Source organism: Microbacterium sp. Leaf436 (assembly GCF_001424715.1).
Taxonomy (GTDB): domain Bacteria; phylum Actinomycetota; class Actinomycetes; order Actinomycetales; family Microbacteriaceae; genus Microbacterium.
In genome coordinates this window covers 1-20,960 of the sequence record NZ_LMRB01000001.1, presented here as the reverse complement: position 1 = coordinate 20,960, position 20,960 = coordinate 1, and the positions used below count along the sequence as shown (strand labels likewise).

Genomic DNA, 20,960 nt, shown 5'->3' with positions numbered 1-20,960 from the left:
GCGAGAACAAGCTCCGCGCGAACAGGCCGATCTCCCCCGGATCGGCCTGTTCGCGGCTGTGTCACCTGCTCTCGTGACCGCCTTGTCGGGCCGGCGCCCCGCCGTGTCGGCAGCCCCCTCTAGCCTGGGCGTATGACCGACCTGGTGACCGGCGCCGACGGCGTCGTCCGATGCGCGTGGGCGGGCTCCGACGCCGAGTATCAGCGGTACCACGACGAGGAGTGGGGCTCCACGCTGCGCGGCGATCGCCCGCTCTTCGAGAAGCTCAGTCTCGAGGGCTTCCAGGCCGGGCTCGCCTGGATCACGATCCTGCGCAAACGCCCGCGCTTCCGCGAGGTCTTCCACGACTTCGCCCCCGAGGTCGTGGCCGCGTTCGGTCCCGACGACGTCGCGCGTCTGCTGCAGGATGCCGGGATCATCCGCCACCGGGGCAAGATCGAGGCGGTGATCGGCAACGCGGCCATCGTGGCCGCCCTGGCCGAGGGCGAGTTCGACGCGCTGATGTGGTCGTTCGCCCCCACCGGGCACACGCCGCCCGCGACCTTCGCCGAGGTGCCGGCCGTCACACCGGAATCCACCGCGATGAGCAAAGAGCTGCGGCGCCGCGGATTCCGCTTCGTCGGCCCGACCACGATGTACGCCCTCATGCAGTCCTCCGGCATGGTCGACGACCACGTCGCCGGCTGCTGGCGCGCGTCGCACTGAGGCCGACCGGAGTCGCCGATTCCGCGTGTCGCCACTCCAGGCGGTAGGCTGTTCGATTGGAGCGTTCCGCTCCCAGCGTCGTCGAACGCACCGGCCCCTCTCTCGGGCCTTTGACCTTCACGGCGAACGGATGCGCCACCCGGCGCCTTCGCCCATTGCAGCCGCAGCATCGCGGCATCCCGAACCGCCGTGCGTGCCCGCGCGCCGGCAGGAGTATTCATGACGTCTCAGACTTTCGCCGACCTCGGCGTGCCCGCCCCCCTCATCGACGTTCTCGCCGCCCAGGGCAAGAACGAGCCCTTCCCGATCCAGGCCGACACCCTGCCCGACACGCTCGCCGGGCGCGACGTGCTCGGCCGCGGCAAGACCGGCTCGGGCAAGACCCTCGCCTTCGCGCTGCCCCTCGTCGCCCGCCTCGCGGCCACGAGCGATCGCCGTCGCGGACGTCGCCCCCGCGCTCTCGTGCTGGCGCCCACCCGCGAGCTCGCGAACCAGATCGACGAGGTCATCAAGCCCCTCGCCGCCGCCTTCGACCTGACCACGACCACCGTGTACGGCGGCGTGAACCAGAAGCGCCAGGTCGACGCTCTCGCCGCCGGCGTCGACATCCTCGTCGCCTGCCCCGGCCGCCTCGAGGACCTCATCGGTCAGGGCTTCGCCAACCTGGGCGACATCGAGATCACCGTGCTCGACGAGGCCGACCACATGGCCGACCTCGGCTTCCTGCCCGGCGTGACCCGTCTGCTCTCGCGCACGCCCGCCGACGGCCAGCGCCTGCTGTTCTCGGCCACGCTCGACAACGGGGTCGACAAGCTCGTCAAGCGATTCCTGCGCAACGAGGTGCTGCACTCCGTCGACGAGGCCCACTCGCACGTCGCCGCGATGACCCACCACGTCTTCGCGCCGGCCGACACCGAGGCGAAGAACCGCCTCGTGCAGACCCTCGCCTCGGGTACCGCCCGCCGCATCCTGTTCATGCGCACCAAGCACCAGGCCAAGAAGCTCGCCAAGGCGCTGACCGCGGCAGGCATCCCCTCGGTCGACCTGCACGGCAACCTGTCGCAGCCGGCACGCGACCGCAACCTCGCCGCCTTCGGCGACGGCCGCGCCCGGGTGCTCGTCGCCACCGACGTCGCCGCCCGTGGCGTGCACGTCGACGGCGTCGAGCTGGTCGTGCACGTCGACCCGCCCGTCGAGCACAAGGCGTACCTGCACCGCTCGGGCCGCACCGCCCGCGCCGGTTCCGCCGGTGACGTCGTGACGATCATGCTCCCCGAGCAGCGTCGCGACACCCTCGACATCCTGCGCAAGGCCAAGATCTCGGCCACGCCTACGGTCGTGACCTCCACCTCGCCCGAGGTCGTCGCGCTCGTCGGCGAGGTCGCCGAGTGGGTCAAGCCCGAGCCCGTCGTCGCCCCGCAGCAGCAGGGTGGCGGACGCTCGCAGGGCGCCAACGCCCAGCGCAAGCGCGCCGCTCGCGGCGAGGGCCAGCAGTCGTCGGGCCGCGGTGGCGCCCAGGGTGCCGGCGGCGGCGGTCGTCGTCGCAGCGCCGGCGCCCCGGCGGCCGACGCCGCATCGGGCGCACGCGCTCCCCAGGGCGGTCGTGGCGGTCAGCGTTCCGGTGCGGGCCGTGGCCAGGGCGCAGGCGGCGCACAGCGCGCCGGTGCCGGCGCCGCACGTCCGCAGGGCGCGGGCCGCTCGGCATCCGGCGCCCCCACGACCGGCATGGTCGTCGGCTCCCGCTCGCCGCGCACCAACCGTCGCGCGCAGGGCTGACCTCTCCTCGATCGACGCCCCCGCAGCTCCGGCTGTGGGGGCGTCGTCGTCTCCACCGGCCGTGGTCGTTCGGGGCCGGCGTGCGGGGAGCCTCGCGGATGTCGGGGGTCTGCGCCACACTGGGGGCGGCCCACCCGGGGCCGATCCTCGAAGGAGCGCCGCATGAGCGACCCCGTCCCCGATGCGCACGACGTCATCCGCGTGCGCGGCGCGCGCGAGAACAACCTGAAGGGCGTCGACCTCGACGTTCCCAAGCGTCGGCTCACGGTGTTCACCGGGGTGAGCGGCTCGGGCAAATCATCGCTCGTCTTCGGGACGATCGCCGCCGAGTCGCAGCGGCTCATCAACGAGACCTACCCCACGTTCGTGCAGCAGTTCATGGGTCAGCTCTCGCGGCCCGACGTCGACGCGCTCGAGAACCTCAGCGCGACCATCCGCGTCGACCAAGAGCGCATGACCGCCAACGCCCGCTCGACGGTGGGCACCGCCACCGACGTGCACGCCATGCTGCGCATGCTCTTCAGCCGCCTGGGGCAGCCGCACGTCGGGTCGTCGCAGGCGTTCTCGTTCAACGTCCCGTCGATCTCGGGCGCGGGGGCCGTGACCGTCGCCCGGGGCGCCCGCAAGGGCCAGAAAGAGCGACGCTCGTTCGAGATCACCGGGGGCATGTGCCCCGAGTGCGAGGGGCTCGGCAAGGTCAGCGACATCGACCTCGACCAGCTCGTCGACAAGACGCTGTCGCTGAACGCGGGCGCCATCCTCGTTCCGGGATACACCGCCGACGGCTGGATGGTGCGCGTGTTCAGCGAGTCGGGGTTCGTCGACGCCGACACCCCGATCGAGCAGTACTCGGCGCAGGAACGTCACGACTTCTTCTACAAAGAGCAGACCAAGGTCCGCATCGCGAACACCAACATGACCTACGAGGGACTCGTTCCCAAGATCACGAAGAGCATGCTGCAGAAAGACCGCGACGCCCTGCAGCCGCACGTGCGGGCCTTCGTCGATCGCGCCGTCACCTTCGTCGCGTGCCCGGCGTGTGCGGGAACACGGCTGAACGACGGCGCCCGCTCCTCGCGCATCGGCGACGTGAACATCGCCGATGCCGCCGCCATGCAGATCACCGACCTCGCGGCCTGGGTGCGGACGATCGACGACTCCTCCGTGGCGCCCCTCGTCGAGGGGCTGGGCGACACCCTCGACGCCTTCGTGCGCATCGGTCTGGGTTACCTGTCGCTCGATCGCGCGAGCGGCACGCTCTCGGGTGGCGAGGCCCAGCGCACCAAGATGATCCGGCATCTCGGCTCGAGCCTCAGCGACATCACCTACGTCTTCGACGAGCCCACGGCGGGACTCCACCCCCACGACATCCAGCGCATGAACGAGACCCTCCTGCAACTGCGCGACAAGGGCAACACGGTGCTCGTCGTCGAGCACAAGCCCGAGGTCATCGACATCGCCGACCACGTCGTCGATCTGGGCCCGCGCGCCGGGCGCGACGGGGGCCGGGTGCAGTACGAGGGCGACGTCGCGGGGCTCCGTTCCTCCGACACCCTGACCGGCCGGTTCCTCGACCACCGCGCGCGGCTGAAGCCCGCGGTGCGCGCGGCGACCGGCGCCCTGCCCATCCGCGGAGCCGTCGACCACAACCTGCGGGGCGTCGACGTCGATGTGCCCCGCGGCGTCCTGACGGTCGTGACCGGGGTCGCGGGGTCGGGCAAGTCCTCGCTCATCCACGGCCACCTGCCGTCGTTCGACGACGTCGTGGTGGTCGACCAATCGGCGATCAAGGGCTCGCGCCGCAGCAGCCCGGCGACCTACACGGGCATCCTCGACGCGGTGCGCGCGGCGTTCGCCAAGGCGAACGGTGTGAAGCCGGCGCTCTTCAGCGCCAACTCCGAGGGCGCATGCGTCGCCTGCAAGGGCCTGGGAGTCATCGTGACCGAGCTCGGGTTCCAATCGACCGTCGAGACCGTGTGCGAACTGTGCGGGGGAACGGGCTTCTCCGACGCCGTGCTCGAGTACACCCTCGACGGCAAGAACATCGCCGAGGTGCTGGCGCTGTCGGTCGCCGAGGCGGCGGAGTTCCTCGTCACCGGACCGGCCGTCGCGGTCCTTGCTCGTCTGAACGACGTCGGCCTCGGGTACCTGACGCTCGGTCAGGCCCTCAACACGCTCTCGGGCGGTGAACGTCAGCGTCTCAAGCTGGCGATCTCGATGGCCAAGTCGGGGGCCGTCTACGTGCTCGACGAGCCCACGACGGGCCTGCACCTGGCCGATGTCGACACTCTGCTCGGGCTGCTCGACCACCTCGTCGACGCCGGCAACACGGTCGTCGTCATCGAGCACCACCAGGCCGTGATGGCGCACGCCGACTGGATCATCGACCTGGGACCGGGCGCCGGTCACGACGGCGGCACCGTGGTGTTCGAGGGCACGCCGGCCGACCTGGTCACTGCCCGCTCGACGCTCACGGGCGAGTATCTGGCGCGGTACGTCGGGGAGTGACGCGCGGGCCCACGTCGACCGAACGCGAGTCGTGAGGCTCCGCCCGGCGGGCGGGACCGCGCGCGAACGGATGCGATGCGCTGCCCGCGTCGGACAGACGCGGGGCGCCGACCGCGTCAGGCGGGTGCGGTGAGCGACGCGTCGTGCAGGTGACGGTCGCCGTGCGGCAGCACCTTCACCATCACTCCGCGGCGGCGCAGGTCGGCGACCGCGCGCGTCTCGTCTTCGCGCGTGAGACCGAGAGCGTGGACGCTCGCGACCACGAGCACGTCGCCGTGCGTGAGGGTTCCGAAGAATCGGTCCAGCCGCTTCGCCCACCCCTCGAGCGTTTCGGGCGCGGGGTGGCGGAATCCCTCGATCGGCACACCGAAGCGCGTGAGATCGTCGCGCTGCTGCACCACCGTCGGCATGTCGGGGCGCGAGACGACCAGCCCCACCAGGCGTGAGCCCGCGGGGCGGGCACGCCACCAGTCACGGTCGCTCTGCAGCTCGGTGAAGCACTTCGGGCACTCGGCCGCGGCGTGCACGAGGGGCACGGGGCTGGTCCCGGCGGCATCCGCAGATGACGGCATCGTCGGGATCGGATCGCTCATGGAAACCTCCGTCACCATTGTGCCGTACGCCGCGAGGAATCAGTCAGCTCGCCCCGGCGCACTCTCGTGTCGGTGTCCGGTTCTTGCGGGAAACGGCCGCCCGGATGCCCTCCGTCCAGCCATCGGGGGACAGGCCTCGCCGTGCCGGACGCACCGCGGGCCCGTCGCGATGCGCGCGACGGGCCCGGGAGCGGTCGGCTCAGTGGGCCGAGTAGCCGCCGTCGACCAGGTGGTAGCTGCCCGAGATGAACGAGGCGGCGTCGCTCAGCAGGAACAGCGTCAGCGCGGCCACTTCGGCGTCGGTGCCCAGGCGACCCGTCGCGTGCTCGTTCTCGAGGTGGGTGAGGGCCTCGGGCGACAGGCTCGAGCGCACGAGCGGGGTGTCGATGAACCCGGGGCCGACGGCGTTGGTGCGCACGCCCTGCGCGGTGTACTCGAGCGCGGCGACCTTCGTCAGGCCGACCAGGGCGTGCTTGCTGGCGACATACGCCGCGTTCTGGGCGATGCCGACCGATCCGAGGACGGAGGCCATGTTCACGATGGCGCCGCCACCGGCCCCGACGATCGCGGGCAGCTGGAACCGGAGGCCGTAGAAGACGCCGTCGAGGTCGACCGCGCGCACGCGGTCCCACGCCTCGATGTCGTAGTCGCCGATGTTCTGCGGGGCGGCGCCGATGCCGGCGTTGTTCACCGCCAGGTGAAGGGCGCCGAACGTCTCCTTCGCGAAGGCGACGGCGGCTTCGGAGTCCTGCCACTTCGCCGTGTTCTGGGCGAAGGCGGCAGCCGATCCGCCCGCGTCGGTGATCTGCGCGACGACGGCGTCAGCCGCCTCGCGGTTGATGTCGGTGACCACGACCGAGGCGCCTTCTTCGGCGAGTTCCCGCGCGATCTCCGCGCCGATGCCGCTGCCCCCACCGGTGACGAGTGCGACTTTGCCGGTGAACCTGCTCATGAACGAACTTCTCTCCCGCCGTCGAGTCACCACGGCTTTCGCGGTGACCGCAGGCGCGTGGGGGAGAACCCACCAGCCGTCGCGCCTATTCCAGCTCCCACCCCCCGCGCGAGTCGCCAAGATTTGTCCCTTCCGTGCCCCCGAGAGCGACAAATCCTGGCGACTCGCGCGGGGGCTGGGGGCAGGGATCAGTCGTCGGTGCCGTCGTCGATGCGCAGCTCCAGGCTCAGCTGGTCGGCGTCGAGCTCGGCCAGGGCGTGGCGCAGGGCGGCGGTGCTGTACCGGCCGTCACGGCTGAGGCGGTCGAGTCGTCGGCGCATGGCATCCAGCGACGCCAGGCGCAGCTCCAGCAGGTCGCGCACCCGGCTGGTCGCCTCGTCGTCGGGCGGCCGGGTGAGCCGCGCTCCGGCGCGTTCGACCATCTCGGCGGGGAAGGTGCCGCCGTCGCGTCGGGTGAGGGTTCCCGACTGCACGGCGGCGATCGCGGCGTCGCGCAGCTCGGCGTCGAGCGCGCGCTGCTCCTCCCGTGACGGTCCCTGGCCGCCTTCCCCGGCCAGCCCGACCGTCCGCACCACCGCGGGCAGCGTGATGCCCTGCAGCACCAGGCTGAAGAGCGCGACCAGGAAGGCCACGAAGATCAGCAGCGGTCGCTGAGTCGTGTCTTCGGGCAGCGTCTGGGCGGCGGCCAGCGTGACGACCCCGCGCATGCCCGCCCACACGATCACCGTGCCGTGCCGCGCGCCCAGGGGCGTGTCGCGGTAGTAGTCGAGGTCGGCCATGGTGCGCGAGATGCGCGTGCGCATCCAGCCGATGCGCCGCGCGGCACGCGCCGGGTCGTCGGCTCGACCCTGCGTGTCGAGCTCACCCGCGTGGTACGCCTCTTCGAAGTCGTCGAGGCGCTGTTGCGCGTCCTCGACGCGGTCCTGGTGACGCCAGAGGCCGTGACTGCGGCGGCCCTGCACCCAGACGAGACCCGACACGTACAGGCCGCGCACGACGAGAGCGATGCCGAGGGCCGACAGGGCGAGCCAGGTGCCGTGCCACAGGCCCTCGTGCTCGCGCAGGTTGCTGGTGACGATGTCTTTCAGCTCGAGCCCGAACACCAGGAAGACGCCGCCCTCGAGGATCAGCTCGATCGTGCGCCAGTTCAGTCGGTCGCTCATGCGCTGCTCGGGGGTGAACCGCCGGGCGGCGCCCTGGCCCGTGACGATGCCGGCGACCACCGCGGCCACCAGACCGGAGCCACCGAGGTGCTCGGTGGGCAGGTACGCGATGAACGGGATGGCGAAGCTCAGCGCGGTGTTGGCGGCGGAGTTGGTGACGCGCTCGCGCACGCGCAGGTTCACCCAGCCGACGACGGCGCCGAGCACCAGGGCGAGCACGACGGCCCACGCGAAGTTGGCGAGGGCGTCGGCGAACGCGAACCCGGATGCCACGGCGGCCACCGCCGTGCGCAGGAGCACCAGGGCGGTGGCGTCGTTGAGCAGACTCTCGCCCTCGAGCATGGTGACCACGCGGGGCGAGATGCCGAGGCGCTTGGCGATGGAGGTCGCCACGGCGTCGGTGGGACTGAGGATCGCTCCGAGCGCGATGCCCAGAGCGAGGCCGAGCCCGGGGACCACCGCCCAGAAGAACAGCCCCAGAACGATCGAGCTGAAGACGACGAGCAGCACCGACAGCCCGGCGATCGGGGCGAAGTCGCGGCGGAACTCGATGGCGGGTAGTTGCACCGCGGCCGAGTACAGCAGGGGTGGGAGCACCCCGATCAGGATCACCTCGGGGTCGACCGCGAAGGCGGGGACGAACGGCAGCAGGCTCACGGCCGCGCCGATGGCGAGCAGCACGAGCGGGCCCGCGACGTTGAAGCGGGGAGCGATGACCGTCACCAGCGCGACGACCACGACGCCCGCGACGATGGCGAGGAGGGGATCGATCACCGTCCGAGGCTATCCCTCGCGAGCGTCCGAGTCCCGGCCGGGAACCGGCGAAAGCCCGATGCGGAGCCTTCTCACCCCTCGCGGGCGACGGCGGCGGCGACCGCACGCATACCGGCGAGGGTCTCGGCGAAGCTCGTCGACAGGGGCGACAGTCCGATGCGCAGCCCGTGCGGGTCGCGGTAGTCGGGGATGACGTCGTCGGCCCAGAGCCGTGCGGTCACGGCGCGCATCGACGGGTGCGAGAGCGTGAGGTGGCCGCCGCGCTCGGCGGGGTCGCGGGGCGAGGCGAGCCGCACACCCAGCGGACTCAGGATGCCGTCGGCCACGCGCAGCGCGAATTCGGTGAGGGCGACGGACTTGGCGCGCACCGCCGCGATGCCGGCCTGCTCGAGAAGATCGAGGGTGTCCTGCAGGGCGATCATCGCCAGCACCGGAGGCGTCCCCGACAGGAACCGACGCATGCCGTCGGCGGGGCGGTAGAGCGGCCCCATCGAGAAGACGTCGGCCGCTCCCATCCACCCCTGGACCGGCTGGGTGAGCGTCGACTGGTGCCGGGCGGCGACGTAGGCGAACGCCGGAGACCCCGGCCCGCCGTTCAGGTACTTGTACGTGCAGCCCACGGCGAGGTCCGCGCCCCAGGCGTCGAGCTCCACCGGCACGGAACCCGCCGAGTGGCAGAGGTCCCACAGCACGAGGGCGCCGGCGTCGTGGGCGATCGCGGTGAGACCGGCACCGTCGGCGAGGAACCCGGAACGGTACGACACGTGGCTCAGCAGCACCACGGCCGTGCGCGGGCCCACGACGGCGCGGAGCAGGTCGGCATCCACTCCCCGGGCCGTGTCGACCTCGACCCACACCACCCGGGCACCCCGTTCGGCGGCGATCCCCTCGACGAGGTAGCGATCGGTGGGGAAGTCGTCGCGCCCCACGACGATCTCGACGCGGTTCGCGTCGGCGGTCATCTGCGCGTCGAGGGCGGCGCGCAGCAACTTGTAGAGCAGCACGGTGGTGGAATCGCCGATCACCGTCTGGCCGCCCGCCGAGCCCAGGGTCGACGCGCCGATCCGGTCGCCGATGACGAAGGGCAGCTCCATCCACGCCTCGTCCCACCCGCGGATGAGGCGACCGCCCCACTCGTCGGTCACGAACCGCGCGAGTCGGTCGGCGGTGGCGCGGGGCGGTCGTCCGAGCGAGTTGCCGTCGAAGTAGACCAGCGAGCTCTCGGCGCCGACGAAGGCGTCTCGATGCGCCGCGAGGGGATCGGCGGCGTCGAGGGCGGTGGCTTCGGCGTCGAGGGCGGAATCAGTCGGCACGGGGGAGCTCCTCGGTGGGGACGACCGTTCCGCGACTGAGCCAGGTCGGCACGTCGTCGGGGTCGGTGGGGGCGGGACCGGCGACGAACGTCGACACGGCCTCATCGGGGACGGTGGCGGGCCACGGGTCGGCGAGAGCGGCGATCAGCGCGTCACCGCGCACGCCGGCCTCGTGCAGGGCGAGGAGCTCGCGGCGATTGAGACCGACCGGCAACGGGCCGTTGCCGAGGTCGGTGCCGTACAGCACGCGTCCGCCACGGGCGGCGAAGGCGCGAAGATTGGCGACCGCGTGCTCTCGCTCGGCCCCGCGATGGATGTCGAGGGTCGAGATCCACGCCTGTCCCGCCGTGACGGCGCGCGAGACCAGACGGCGCGAGACGCGGGTATCGAAGGGGGTGTGCGCCAGGGCCGACACGCCGGCCTCGACCGCCCGCTCGACCTGTCCCGCACCCTGCGCGTGGGCGACGACGGCGAGACCGCGTTCGGCGGCGGCCACGATGACGGCGGCGAGCACGTCGTCGCTCACCACCGGTCCCGCGTCGGCGTGCAGGGCGATCTTGATCACCGACGCACCGGCGTCCGCCTGCTCGTCGACCGCCGTGCGTGCGCCCCCGACGACTCCCGGATGCAGAGAGGCGTCCCAGACGTCGCGCACGATTGCATCCGGAGCCCATCCCCGGCCACGCGGATACCCGCCGGGCGCTGTCAGGAAGGCTCCCGCGTAGGCGACGCGGGGCAGGCCCGTCGTGCGACGGGCGAGGGCCACCGGATCGCCGCCGAGGTCGACGACCCCGGCGATGCCGCGCGCCGCCAACCCCTCCGGGTCGATCAGGTGCAGATGCACGTGGTGATCGACGAAGGCGGGAAGCGCCGTGCCGGCGACGCCGGTGAGCGCGCGGCGGGTGGGACGCGCGGTGGCGAGGGTCATGCCGACCCGGTCAGATCAGCGACAGCTCGCGGAGCTTGGCCTCGACGTCGGCGTTCGAGGGCTCGACGTGGTGGCTGGAGTCGGGGTACAGCACCACCGGGATGCTCGTACGCCCGGAGATCTCTTTCGCGACGTCGGCCGCGGCCGGGTCGGCCACGAGGTCGACGTACTCGTACGCGACGCCGAGCTCGTCGAGCTGCTTCTTGGTGCGGATGCAGTCACGGCACCAGTCGGCGCCGAACATACGGATGGGAGCTTCGCTGGACATGCTTCCAGCGTACGCCGCCGCACGGCGACGAGCGCCGATCGGATCAGGCCGTCAGTTCGTCTTCGAGCGGCTCGACGGCCCGCACCGCCTTGCCCACGCGGCTCTTCTTGGGCGCGTAGACGACGAGGGCGTGGAAGACGAAGCGCACCACGAATGCCGCGACCAGCGTGAGGGCGGCCGCGATGACGCTGGGCATGTGCGCGCGCTCGACGAGGATCGCGATGACGGGGATGCGCACGATCGCCTCGACGCCGTTGAACGCGAACGACTTGACGAACCGGTGGCGCATGAGCCCCGACTCGGCTCGCATGTCGGCGAACACGAGGTATTCGAGCGCGAGGAAGTTGGCGACGATGGTGATGACGCTGGCGATGACCGCGGCGAGGATGTATTCGACGTGTACGGCCACCAGGGCCCACATGATCGCGAGGTTGGCCACCGCGCCGATGCCGCCGACCAGGGCGAACGCCGACATGCGGCCGAAGCGCAGCATGGTCAGCTGCGTGAGGAAGCGCATTCCCTGGCTGAACGAGGCCTTGGATTCACCGGCGAAGCGCGGCGCGAAGGAGAACGGGACCTCGGCCACGCGCATCTGCTTGCGGGCGAGGATCTCGAGCAGGATCTTGAAGCCGCGTGGGTGCAGTTCTTCGAGGTCGAGCGAGCGACGGTCGATGAGGAAGAAGCCCGTCATGGGGTCGGAGCAGTTGTGCAGCTTCTTCGGGAACATCGACTTGGTCAGCAGGGTCGACGCGCGCGAGACCGTGGTGCGCACCGCGTTGGCGAGCCCGTCGGAGGTGCCGCCCGCGATGTAGCGCGAGGCCACGACCACGTCGGCGTCGCCGACCTCGACCCGGTCGAGGAGTTCGGCGATGACCTCGGGCGGGTGCTGCAGGTCGCCGTCCATGACGACGCAGTAGTCCGCCGCAGCGGCCCGGATGCCGTCGACGACGGCGCCGCCGAGGCCTCCGACGGGGTCGTCGCGGTGGATGAGGCGCACCGGGACGTGCGCGGCGGCGGCGACGGCGCGGATGATGTCGGGGGTGTCGTCGGTCGAATCGTCGACGAAGATGATCTCGACGTCGCGACCGAGGAGCGCCTGCGTCGTACGACGGACGAGTTCGGCGACGTTCGGACCCTCATTGAAGGTCGGAACGATGACGGAAAGGTCCATAGGTGCTCGCGTTTTCTCGGTGAGACAGAAGTACACAGCGTAGACCGGCCGACGCGTGCTCAATTGGGCATTGTGGCCGAGTTACCTGGGAGACTGCGGATGCCCACCCCTGCGAAGCACGGGAATCCCCTCGGAAACGTCGGGAATCGGCATCCTGATCAGCCGATGTACCCCTTCAGGTCATCGACGGTCATTCCGTAGTTCATCCGGACGACCGGCAGGGCGAGCTTGTCGGTGCCGATGCGCACGTACCCCTGCTCGACGGTGCGCCCCATCTCGAAGCCGGCCTTGCGCACCGCCTCTTTCGTCGTGTCGTTGTAGTGACCGAACGGGTAGGCGACCACTTCTTTCGCGCCCAGGATTTCGGCGGACTTCTCGAGGTCTGCGGCGATCGTGTCGACGTCGTCGTTGACCATGCGGCCCTTGCCGTTGGCCCCGGCGCGGTGCAGGTCGTGGGTGTGCGAGCGCTGCAGCACGAACTGGTTCGGGGTGGGCTCGGTGCGCGAAGAGGTGATGACGAACGAGGTCGTGAGCAGGTTGCGCCCGTCGACGATCGGTGCGGCGAGCTCGAGCCAGGAGCTGTCGGCGTCGTCGTCGGTGATGATGACGGAGTGCTTCGGCAGGTACAGGGCGCCGTCGATGAACGCGCTCAGCTCGTCCCACGTGGGCAGGTAGAAGCCGGACTGCTGGATGTACGCCATCTGCGCGTCGAAGTCGCCGACGTAGGCGTAGTTCAGACGCAGCCAGGTGTCTTCGCCCTGCGGGTTCCGCGTGAACTGGTGGTACATCAGGATCGGGATGCCGGCGGCCTCGGCCGTGTTCGCCTCGGGGGAGGTCCACCCGGCGTGCAGCGTGCGCTCGCGATCGGTGCACGACACCAGGTCGGCGCCGTTCAGTCGCGCGGAGAGGTTCAGTGCGGCGGCGTCGGTGGCCGCGGCGTACCACCCGGCGAACACTCGACCGGCGGTCCGGGGGATCGGCAGGCCCTGGTACCGGTTGCCCTCGGTCTGCAGCACGGGGGCGATCTCGATGCCTTCTCCCTCGTACGACACCGCGCAGGCTCTCGCGTCGGTCGAGGTGGCGAGCAGCTGCTGGGCGGCGCTCAGCGCCGGCGGGGTCGGCGTCGGGGTGCTCGTGGGGGTCTCGACCACGGCGGTCTCGTCGGCGACGGGTGGGGCGGCGGGCCCGCGGGTCAGAGCGAGAGCGGTGACGCCGGCGGCGATGACCGCGACCGCGACGGCGGCGACGAGCGTGCGGCGGGCACGGACGCGTCTCGAGGAGCGGCGACGGTGCTGGGCTCGGGTGGTGGTCATGGTGCCTCGGGCTCGGGTGGCGATTCGCGCCGATCCTATCGGGACGGTTCACGGCGCCGATGAACGGTTTCGACGGGCGCGAGGACGGGTGCGAGGGCGGGCGCGAGGACTCGCGCGACAATGGGGGCATGATCCGCATAGGCATCGTCGGCACCAGCACCATCTCCGAGCGTCTCGCCGGGGCGGTGGCGGAGGTCGAGGGTATCGAGGTCTCGCGCGTCGCCTCGCGCGACCCCCGACGCGCGCGGGAGTTCGCCGACGCGGTCGGCGCGCCCGGGACCGCCGTCGGCCTCGACGACCTGCTCGCGGCCGCCGACGTCGACGCCGTCTACCTCGCGAGCCCCAACGCGCTGCACGCGGAACAGGTGCGGACGGCGGTGGATGCCGGCATCCCGGTGCTCGTCGAGAAGCCGGCCGTGCTGACGGCAGCGGACTGGGATGCCGCGGTCGCGCACGCCCGTTCCCGCGGCGTCGTGCTGCTCGAGGCGATGCGCACGGCGTACGACCCGGGGCTGGCCGCCGTGCGCGACGCCCTGCCGCGGCTGGGGACCCTCCGCCGCGTCTCGCTGCGCTACGAGAAGCGCTCCGCGCGGTACGACCACGTGCTCGCCGGGGAGCAGACGAACATCTTCGATCCCGCGCTCGGGGGCAGCGCCCTGCGCGACCTGGGCGTGTACCCGCTGCACGCCCTCGTGCGGCTTCTCGGGGCGCCGCGGAGCATTCACGGCGTGCGCGTCGGCATCGCTTCGGGCACCGACGGGCTGGGCAGCGCGCTCGCCGCCTACGACGGGTTCGTCGCCGACGTCGCCTGGTCGAAGATCACCGACACGGCACTGCCCAGCGAGATCCAGGGCGAGACGGCCTCGCTCTCGATCGATGCGATCGACGCCCCGAGACGCCTGACGATCACGCCCCGCGACGCCGAGCCGCAGGTCATCGACGTCGTAGCTGCCGCCAACCCGATGGTGGCCGAGGTGGAGCGCTTCCGCGACGCGGTGCTCGGCGCCGACGTCTCCGCGGATCAGGACCTCACCGCCCTCACCCTGCGTCTGGTCGACGACCTGCTGCGGGTGCCGCTGACGTAACGGTTCACCCGGTGTTTCCCCCGGGGCGAGAGGATCCGGCCATGCAACGACCGGGACGCGTGAGCGAGGTGTTCCTCGCCTTCCTGCGCCTGGGGCTGACCTCGTTCGGCGGGCCGGTCGCCCACCTCGGGTACTTCCGCGACGATCTCGTCGCGCGGCGGCGGTGGATGGACGACCGCGCCTACGCCGACCTCGTGGCGCTCTGCCAGTTCCTCCCGGGGCCGGCGTCGAGCCAGGTGGGCTTTGCGATGGGTCTGCAGCGCGCCGGGATGCTCGGCGCGCTCGCCGCGTTCGTGGCCTTCACGCTGCCCTCGGCCGTGATCCTGGTCGTCTTCGCCGCGGGCGCGTCACTCGTGGGCGGTCCCGTCGGCGACGGCGTGCTCTCGGGGCTGAAGATCATCGCGGTCGCCATCGTCGCCCACGCGGTGTGGGGCATGGCGCGCACCCTGACCCCCGACGCCCGCCGCGCGGGCATCGCCGTCATCGCCCTGGCGGTGGCTCTCATCGCGCCCGGCGCACTCGGGCAGATCGGCGCGCTGGTCATCGGGGTCATCGTGGGCCTGTGGCTGCTGCGCGGTGTCGCCGAGCCGCCCGCGGCCGCTCTCGCGCCGTTCGGTGTGTCGCGCCGGGTGGCGGTCGTCTGCCTCGTGCTCGCCGCCGCCGGCCTGGTCGGGCTTCCGATACTGGTCGCGGTGACGGGCTCGGGCACCGTCGCGCTCGCCGACGCGTTCTTCCGCTCCGGGGCGCTCGTGTTCGGCGGCGGCCACGTGGTGCTGCCCCTTCTGCAGGCCGCGGTCGTCGAGACCGGCTGGGTGTCGCCCGAGGTCTTCCTCACCGGGTACGGCGCCGCGCAGGCCGTGCCCGGCCCGCTGTTCACCTTCGCCGCCTACCTGGGCGCCGTGTCGGACGTCGGACCGGGCGGTGTCGCGGGAGCCGCGATCGCGCTGCTCGCGATCTTCGTGCCCGGTTTCCTCGTGCTCGTGGGGGTACTGCCCTTCTGGGACGCCCTGCGGGGGAGACCCCGCGTCCGCGCGGCGATGCGCGGGGCGAATGCGGCGGTCGTCGGCATTCTGGCCGCGGCGCTCTACAGCCCCGTCTTCACTACCGCGGTGACCGGGCCCGGGCCGTTCGTCCTCGCGGCGCTCGGGTTCGTGCTGCTGACGGCGTTCCGGGCACCGGCCTGGGCCGTGGTGCTCGTCGGGGCCGCCGGGGGAGTGCTGCTCGGCGTCATCGGGTGACAGGGTCATCGTCCGCTGTCAGGATGAACGCACCGCACCTCGCCGTACCGTTGTCGGCCGTACCGTTTTCGAAGGAGAGAACCGTGTACCAGAGCCCCTTCCCGCGCATCGACATCCCCGACCAGAGCATCTACGACTACCTGTTCGGCTCGCTCGCCGACGACGATCTCGATCGCGTCGCCCTGATCGACCCGGCCAGCGGCGCCGAGACGACCTACGGCGGACTCCGCGCCCAGGTCGACGGGTTCGCCGGGGCTCTCGCCGCACGCGGGGTCGACACCGACACCGTCGTCGCCGTGCTCTGCCCGAACGTTCCGGCCTTCGCGACGGTGTTCCACGGCATCCTGAGACTCGGCGCCGTCGTCACCACGATCAACTCCCTCTACACCGCGCGCGAGATCGAGACGCAGCTGCGCGACGCGGCGGCGACCTGGCTCGTGACGGTGTCGCCGCTGCTGCCGCAGGCGCTCGCCGCCGCCCGGGCCGCGGGACTCGACGACGACCGCGTCATCGTGCTCGACGGCGCCGAGGGACACCTCGACCTGCGCTCCCTGCTGGGCGAGGGGCGCACGCCGCCCGAGGTGCGTTTCGACCCGTCGACGCACGTGGCCGTGCTGCCGTACTCGTCGGGGACGACCGGGGTGCCGAAGGGCGTGATGCTCTCGCACCGCAACCTCGTGGCCAACGTGCACCAGTGCCGGCCGGTGATCGAGATCTCGAGCGCCGACCGGGTGCTGGCGGTGCTGCCGTTCTTCCACATCTACGGCATGACGGTGCTGCTGAACCTCGCCCTGCGGCAGCGGGCGAGCCTGGTCACCATGCCGCGGTTCGACCTGACGGAGTTCCTGCGGTCGGTGCAGGATCAGCGGTGCACCTTCCTCTTCATCGCGCCGCCCATCGCGGTCGCGCTGGCCAAGCATCCCCTGGTCGACGAGTTCGACCTCTCGAGCGTGCACAGCGTGTTCTCGGGGGCGGCACCCCTCGACGGCGAGACCGCCGAGACCGCCGGGCGCCGCATCGGCGCGCGCTTCTTCCAGGGCTACGGCATGAGCGAGCTCAGTCCCGTGTCGCACGCGATCCCCGCCGGCGGCGACATGCCCGTGAGCTCGGTGGGCGTGCTGCTGCCGAACGTCGAGGCGAAGCTCGTCGACCCCGAGACGGGCGACGAACTCGAGATCCACGGCGACGACGGCCTGACGGCACCGGGCGAGATCTGGGTGCGCGGGCCGAACGTCATGCTCGGCTACCTGAACCGACCGGATGCCACAGCCGAGACCCTCGACGACGACGGGTTCCTGCACACCGGCGACATCGGCGTGCACCACGTCGACGGATACTTCACGATCGTCGACCGCCTCAAGGAGCTGATCAAGTACCACGGGTACCAGATCGCCCCCGCCGAGCTCGAGGCCCTGCTGCTCTCGCATCCGCAGATCCAGGATGCCGCGGTCATCGGCGTGCTCGACGACGACGAGCAGGAGATCCCCAAGGCGTTCGTGGTGGTCGGCCCCGACAGCGAGCTGACCGAGGACGACGTGAAGACGTTCGTCGCCGCGGAGGTCGCCCCGCACAAGAAGGTGCGGCGCGTGGAGTTCATCGACGTCATCCCCAAGTCGACGTCGGGCAAGATCCTGCGCAAAGACCTGCGGGCGCGCGAGCAGGCCTGACGACGACGAAGGGGCGGGGAGTCCGCGTGACTCCCCGCCCCTTCGTCGACTCACGCGCGTCAGGGTGCGATCAGCGCACCCGTCTGCGCGGCGGCCTCTTCGGCGCGCTTGTCTTCGTCGTCCTTGCCGCGGCGCTCATCGGCGGCTTCCTGCAGCGCCGACTTGGCACGCAGCGGCGGCGTGCGGAAGAACAGCGACAGCACGAACGCGAGCAGCACGACCGACATCGCGACCCAGTAGACCGTCGTCGACGACGAGTTGAACCCGACGAGGAACGGCTTGGTCAGTCGCGCATCGGCGCCCACCAGGAACGACGTGTCGTCGAGGGCGGCACCCCCGAGCGCGGAGGTGTCGCCGCCCGCCGCGAACTGGTCCTCCAGCGTGGTCGCCACCGTGTCGACGAACGCCGAGCGCTCGCCGGCATTCGAGAAGTCCAGGCTCACCGTTCCGTCGGTGCCGATCCGCGCGACCGGCACCTGCTGCTGGATCTGCGCCGACGCGGCCGAGAGGGCTTGCGAGACGGCGGTCTGCGTCGCCGCGGCCTGCGCCGAGGCGGGGATCTGCCCGGCGGCGACCTGAGCGGCGACCGCCTGGGTCGCGGCATCCGTCGCCTGTTGCACGCCCGCCTGCACCTGGGCGGTCGTGCCCGCGGTGACCTGCGAGAGGATCGGGCCGTAGATCGTCGACATGATCTTCTCGTTCGCCGGTGCCGACGACACCGTGGGGTCGAGGGCGGCGTCGAGCGCGTCGGTGAGGGTCGCGCGGTCCGAGAACGAGCCGATCACGTTCGTGGGCATGAGCGTGAACAGCAGCGACAGCAGCACGGCCGTGCCCAGCGTTCCACCGATCTGGCGGAAGAACGTCGACCCGCTCGTGGCCACGCCCATGTCGCGCACCCCGACCGAGTTCTGGCTCGCGATGGTGAGCGTCTGCATCAGCTGACCGAGGCCCAGGCCGATGACGAGCATGGCGATGGCCACGTGCCAGTAGGGGCTGTCGTACTTGAGGAACGTCAGCAGGAAGAAGCCGACCGACATGAGCAGCGTGCCGAGGATCGGAAACATGCGGTAGCGGCCGGTGCGGGCGATGAGCTGTCCGCTGACGATCGAGGCGACCATCAGGCCGAGGATCATCGGCAGCATCTCGAGGCCGCTCTGCGTGGGCGAGGAGCCCAGCACGAGCTGCAGGTACAGCGGCAGGGTCAGCATCGCACCGAACATGCCGAAGCCGACGAGCACGCCGATGACCGTCGCCATCGAGAAGGTGGGGGAGCGGAAGAGCTTCAGCGGAATGAGCGCGTCATCCTTCATCTTCGTCTCGGCGATGACGAAGGCCAGGATGCCGAGTGCTCCGATCACGTAGCAGGCGAGGGCGATGGGCGAGCCCCAGCCCCACTCGCGGCCCTGCTCGGCGACGAGCAGCAGGGGCACGAGGGCGACGATCACCGTGGTGGCGCCCCACCAGTCGATGCGCACCGACCCGCGCGGCTGCTTGGGGATGTGCAGGAACCGCCAGACGATGGCCAGCGCCATGATGCCGATCGGCACGTTGATGAGGAACACCCAGCGCCATCCGGTGATGAACAGGATCTCGCTGGCACCGGCGAACAGGCCGCCGACGAGCGGACCGATGACGCTCGAGATGCCGAACACGGCGAGGAAGTAGCCCTGGTACTTCGCGCGCTCGCGCGGGGCGAGGATGTCGCCCATGATCGCCAGGGGCATCGACATCAGGCCGCCGGCGCCCAGGCCCTGGATCGCGCGGAAGGCCGCCAGCTCGACCATCGAGGTCGAGAAGCTGGCGAGCACCGAGCCGATGATGAAGATCAGGATGGCGATCAGGAACAACGGACGGCGTCCGAAGATGTCGGAGAGCTTGCCGTAGATGGGCGTCGAGATCGTCGAGACGATCAGGTAGGCGGTGGTGACCCACGCCTGCAGGCTCAAGCCCTGCAGGTCGTCGCCGATCGTGCGGATCGAGGTGCCGACGACCGTCTGGTCGAGGGCGGAGAGGAACATTCCGGCCATGAGGCCGAAGATGACGAACATGATCATGCGGTGGGTCATGACCGTGTCGGTGCCGGCGGTGTGCGCGCGGCGATTGCGAGTGATGTCTGACATCGGGGCCTCATCGGGAAGGGTCGGCGGGCGGCTCGATCGAGCGGAGCCGGGCGCCAGGTGTTTGCTAAAAGTCAACAAATAGTAGCGCTGTCTGGCAGCCGCGAGGAACCACACCTGTCTGAGCCCGCCTGATGCGGCGATTGTGCGGGTCGGCGCGCCGGCCCAGCCAACCCGCAGTATCCGAGAGTCAGCGAGTGACCGGCCGGGTCGGGGCTGAGGTCTCAACCTTGTTCACATAGCCCTGGAGCGTCCCCGTCACACGGACACTCAGGCGACTGCCGACATGCGCCGCCTTTGGTACGAAGGTGGCGCTCGTTGCGCCGGCAATAGGCTGCGCGCCCGCGAACCATTGGTAGCGCAGTGCGGCCCCGGAAGTCCACGTCCCCGCCTTCGCTGTCAGCGTGCTACCAACTTTGGCTGCCCCGGAGATGGTGGGCGGGGCCGAGGTCAGAGTGGCCTTCGTGACCGGATTTGTCGCGGCGGAAGTTTTGGAGCTGGAGGAGTAGCCCGCCAGCGATCCCGTCACGCGGACCGTGATCTTCTTGCCCACGACCCCCGCGGTGGGAACGAAGGTTTTGGCATTCTCCCCAGCGATCACTGTGCCGTCGGCCGACCAGCTGTAGCGGAACGTCGTGCCCGCGGGCCAGGACGAGGGCGCGGCGGTGAGGATAGCCCCCACTTTCGCTGTACCCGTGACTTTCACGGACCCGGCGGAGATCGTCGGGGCTTTGGCGGTGACGGTGATGGTGGCGATGGTGCGGAATCCGCCGACGCCGTTGCCGAGTGAGTCTTTGAGGGGGAATAGGTCGATCGTCCAGGTCCCGGGGGCCTGGGGGCTTTGGCGGTGACGGTGATGGTGGCGATGGTGCGGAATCCGCCGACGCCGTTGCCGAGTGAGTCTTTGAGGGGGAATAGGTCGATCGTCCAGGTCCCGGGGGCCGCGGTGGCGGGGAAGGTGATGGTGCGTTTCCAGGTGCCGTTCGTGGCGGTGCCTGCGGCGAGGTCCATGCCCCCGAATCCCGCGCTTTGGTCGGTTTCGTTGCTGCTGGCGGAGATGGTGGGGGTGCTGACCCCGGAGGGGTCGCTGGCTTTGACCGTGACGGTGATGGTCTTATCGCCGGTGGAGGGGCTCACGGTCGTTTTNCTGCTGGCGGAGATGGTGGGGGTGCTGACCCCGGAGGGGTCGCTGGCTTTGACCGTGACGGTGATGGTCTTATCGCCGGTGGAGGGGCTCACGGTCGTTTTGTCGACGGACCCGCTGATAAAGATCGGACCCGTGGTGTCGGTGGGGGCTTTGGCGGTGACGGTGATGGTGGCGATGGTGCGGAATCCGCCGACGCCGTTGCCGAGTGAGTCTTTGAGGGGGAATAGGTCGATCGTCCAGGT

The 20,960-nt window shown here is 70.8% G+C and carries 16 protein-coding genes; 6 read left to right on the top strand and 10 right to left on the bottom strand.

Annotated features, from left to right (window positions below):
• Positions 1-132 precede the first annotated feature (132 nt).
• From ASG45_RS00085 to ASG45_RS00075, 3 genes are all read left to right on the top strand, one after another.
• Positions 133-705 carry a DNA-3-methyladenine glycosylase I gene (locus ASG45_RS00085; protein WP_055831839.1) on the top strand — a complete coding sequence of 191 codons (573 nt, stop codon included), beginning with the start codon at positions 133-135 and terminating at the stop codon, positions 703-705.
• A gap of 219 nt (positions 706-924) precedes the next feature.
• A complete protein-coding gene (locus ASG45_RS00080; RefSeq protein WP_055831838.1) occupies positions 925-2,481 on the top strand; it encodes a DEAD/DEAH box helicase in 1,557 nt (518 codons plus the stop codon).
• Positions 2,482-2,643: 162 nt separating this feature from the next.
• A complete protein-coding gene (locus ASG45_RS00075; protein ID WP_055831836.1) occupies positions 2,644-4,989 on the top strand; it encodes an ATP-binding cassette domain-containing protein in 2,346 nt (781 codons plus the stop codon).
• Positions 4,990-5,105: 116 nt separating this feature from the next.
• Here ASG45_RS00075 and ASG45_RS00070 read toward each other — a convergent pair whose 3' ends face one another.
• The 8 genes from ASG45_RS00070 to ASG45_RS00035 all read right to left on the bottom strand — a co-directional run bounded on the left by ASG45_RS00070 (position 5,106) and on the right by ASG45_RS00035 (position 13,464).
• Positions 5,106-5,582, bottom strand: coding sequence for a hypothetical protein (locus tag ASG45_RS00070; RefSeq protein WP_055831833.1), 477 nt, complete (start codon positions 5,580-5,582; stop codon positions 5,106-5,108).
• A gap of 199 nt (positions 5,583-5,781) precedes the next feature.
• Positions 5,782-6,534: an SDR family NAD(P)-dependent oxidoreductase gene (locus ASG45_RS00065; protein WP_055831832.1), complete on the bottom strand. Its 753-nt coding sequence runs from the start codon at positions 6,532-6,534 to the stop codon at positions 5,782-5,784.
• A 188-nt stretch (positions 6,535-6,722) separates the two neighbouring features.
• Positions 6,723-8,471, bottom strand: a complete 1,749-nt coding sequence (locus tag ASG45_RS00060; RefSeq protein WP_200943377.1) for a cation:proton antiporter — start codon at positions 8,469-8,471, stop codon at positions 6,723-6,725.
• Positions 8,472-8,542: 71 nt separating this feature from the next.
• Positions 8,543-9,784, bottom strand: a complete 1,242-nt coding sequence (locus ASG45_RS00055) for a kynureninase (protein ID WP_055831830.1) — start codon at positions 9,782-9,784, stop codon at positions 8,543-8,545.
• Complete coding sequence (locus ASG45_RS00050; RefSeq protein ID WP_055831828.1) at positions 9,774-10,712, bottom strand: amidohydrolase family protein; 939 nt, start codon at positions 10,710-10,712, stop codon at positions 9,774-9,776. The genes ASG45_RS00055 and ASG45_RS00050 overlap by 11 nt, the downstream gene beginning before the upstream one ends.
• A 10-nt stretch (positions 10,713-10,722) precedes the next feature.
• The gene (locus ASG45_RS00045; RefSeq protein ID WP_055831826.1) at positions 10,723-10,980 is read right to left on the bottom strand and encodes a glutaredoxin family protein; all 258 of its coding nucleotides are present in this window, start codon (positions 10,978-10,980) and stop codon (positions 10,723-10,725) included.
• A gap of 43 nt (positions 10,981-11,023) precedes the next feature.
• Positions 11,024-12,151 carry a glycosyltransferase gene (locus ASG45_RS00040; RefSeq protein WP_055831824.1) on the bottom strand — a complete coding sequence of 376 codons (1,128 nt, stop codon included), beginning with the start codon at positions 12,149-12,151 and terminating at the stop codon, positions 11,024-11,026.
• A 158-nt stretch (positions 12,152-12,309) separates the two neighbouring features.
• Entirely contained in the window at positions 12,310-13,464 is a 1,155-nt protein-coding gene (locus ASG45_RS00035) for a polysaccharide deacetylase family protein (protein ID WP_055831821.1), read from the bottom strand.
• Positions 13,465-13,592: 128 nt separating this feature from the next.
• Between ASG45_RS00035 and ASG45_RS00030 the strand changes: the two genes are divergently transcribed.
• From ASG45_RS00030 to ASG45_RS00020, 3 genes are all read left to right on the top strand, one after another.
• Complete coding sequence (locus tag ASG45_RS00030; RefSeq protein ID WP_055833063.1) at positions 13,593-14,549, top strand: Gfo/Idh/MocA family protein; 957 nt, start codon at positions 13,593-13,595, stop codon at positions 14,547-14,549.
• A 41-nt stretch (positions 14,550-14,590) separates the two neighbouring features.
• Positions 14,591-15,787 carry a chromate efflux transporter gene (gene chrA, locus ASG45_RS00025; RefSeq protein WP_055831820.1) on the top strand — a complete coding sequence of 399 codons (1,197 nt, stop codon included), beginning with the start codon at positions 14,591-14,593 and terminating at the stop codon, positions 15,785-15,787.
• Positions 15,788-15,870: 83 nt separating this feature from the next.
• Positions 15,871-17,454, top strand: coding sequence for an AMP-binding protein (locus ASG45_RS00020; protein WP_055831817.1), 1,584 nt, complete (start codon positions 15,871-15,873; stop codon positions 17,452-17,454).
• A gap of 59 nt (positions 17,455-17,513) precedes the next feature.
• On the opposite strand, the gene ASG45_RS00015 is transcribed toward ASG45_RS00020, so the two are convergent.
• Positions 17,514-19,574 (bottom strand): MDR family MFS transporter, encoded by a 2,061-nt coding sequence (locus tag ASG45_RS00015; RefSeq protein WP_055831816.1) that lies wholly within the window; start codon positions 19,572-19,574, stop codon positions 17,514-17,516.
• A gap of 187 nt (positions 19,575-19,761) precedes the next feature.
• Positions 19,762-20,277, bottom strand: coding sequence for a hypothetical protein (locus ASG45_RS16025; RefSeq protein WP_156459313.1), 516 nt, complete (start codon positions 20,275-20,277; stop codon positions 19,762-19,764).
• Between the last annotated feature and the right edge of the window lie 683 nt (positions 20,278-20,960).

Coding starts and splice junctions, on each gene's coding strand:
- ASG45_RS00085 (WP_055831839.1), top strand. CDS start 133: ATGACCGACCTGGTGACCGGCGCCGACGGCGTCGTCCGATGCGCGTGG.
- ASG45_RS00080 (WP_055831838.1), top strand. CDS start 925: ATGACGTCTCAGACTTTCGCCGACCTCGGCGTGCCCGCCCCCCTCATC.
- ASG45_RS00075 (WP_055831836.1), top strand. CDS start 2,644: ATGAGCGACCCCGTCCCCGATGCGCACGACGTCATCCGCGTGCGCGGC.
- ASG45_RS00070 (WP_055831833.1), bottom strand. CDS start 5,582: ATGAGCGATCCGATCCCGACGATGCCGTCATCTGCGGATGCCGCCGGG.
- ASG45_RS00065 (WP_055831832.1), bottom strand. CDS start 6,534: ATGAGCAGGTTCACCGGCAAAGTCGCACTCGTCACCGGTGGGGGCAGC.
- ASG45_RS00050 (WP_055831828.1), bottom strand. CDS start 10,712: ATGACCCTCGCCACCGCGCGTCCCACCCGCCGCGCGCTCACCGGCGTC.
- ASG45_RS00045 (WP_055831826.1), bottom strand. CDS start 10,980: ATGTCCAGCGAAGCTCCCATCCGTATGTTCGGCGCCGACTGGTGCCGT.
- ASG45_RS00040 (WP_055831824.1), bottom strand. CDS start 12,151: ATGGACCTTTCCGTCATCGTTCCGACCTTCAATGAGGGTCCGAACGTC.
- ASG45_RS00035 (WP_055831821.1), bottom strand. CDS start 13,464: ATGACCACCACCCGAGCCCAGCACCGTCGCCGCTCCTCGAGACGCGTC.
- ASG45_RS00030 (WP_055833063.1), top strand. CDS start 13,593: ATGATCCGCATAGGCATCGTCGGCACCAGCACCATCTCCGAGCGTCTC.
- chrA (WP_055831820.1), top strand. CDS start 14,591: ATGCAACGACCGGGACGCGTGAGCGAGGTGTTCCTCGCCTTCCTGCGC.
- ASG45_RS00015 (WP_055831816.1), bottom strand. CDS start 19,574: ATGTCAGACATCACTCGCAATCGCCGCGCGCACACCGCCGGCACCGAC.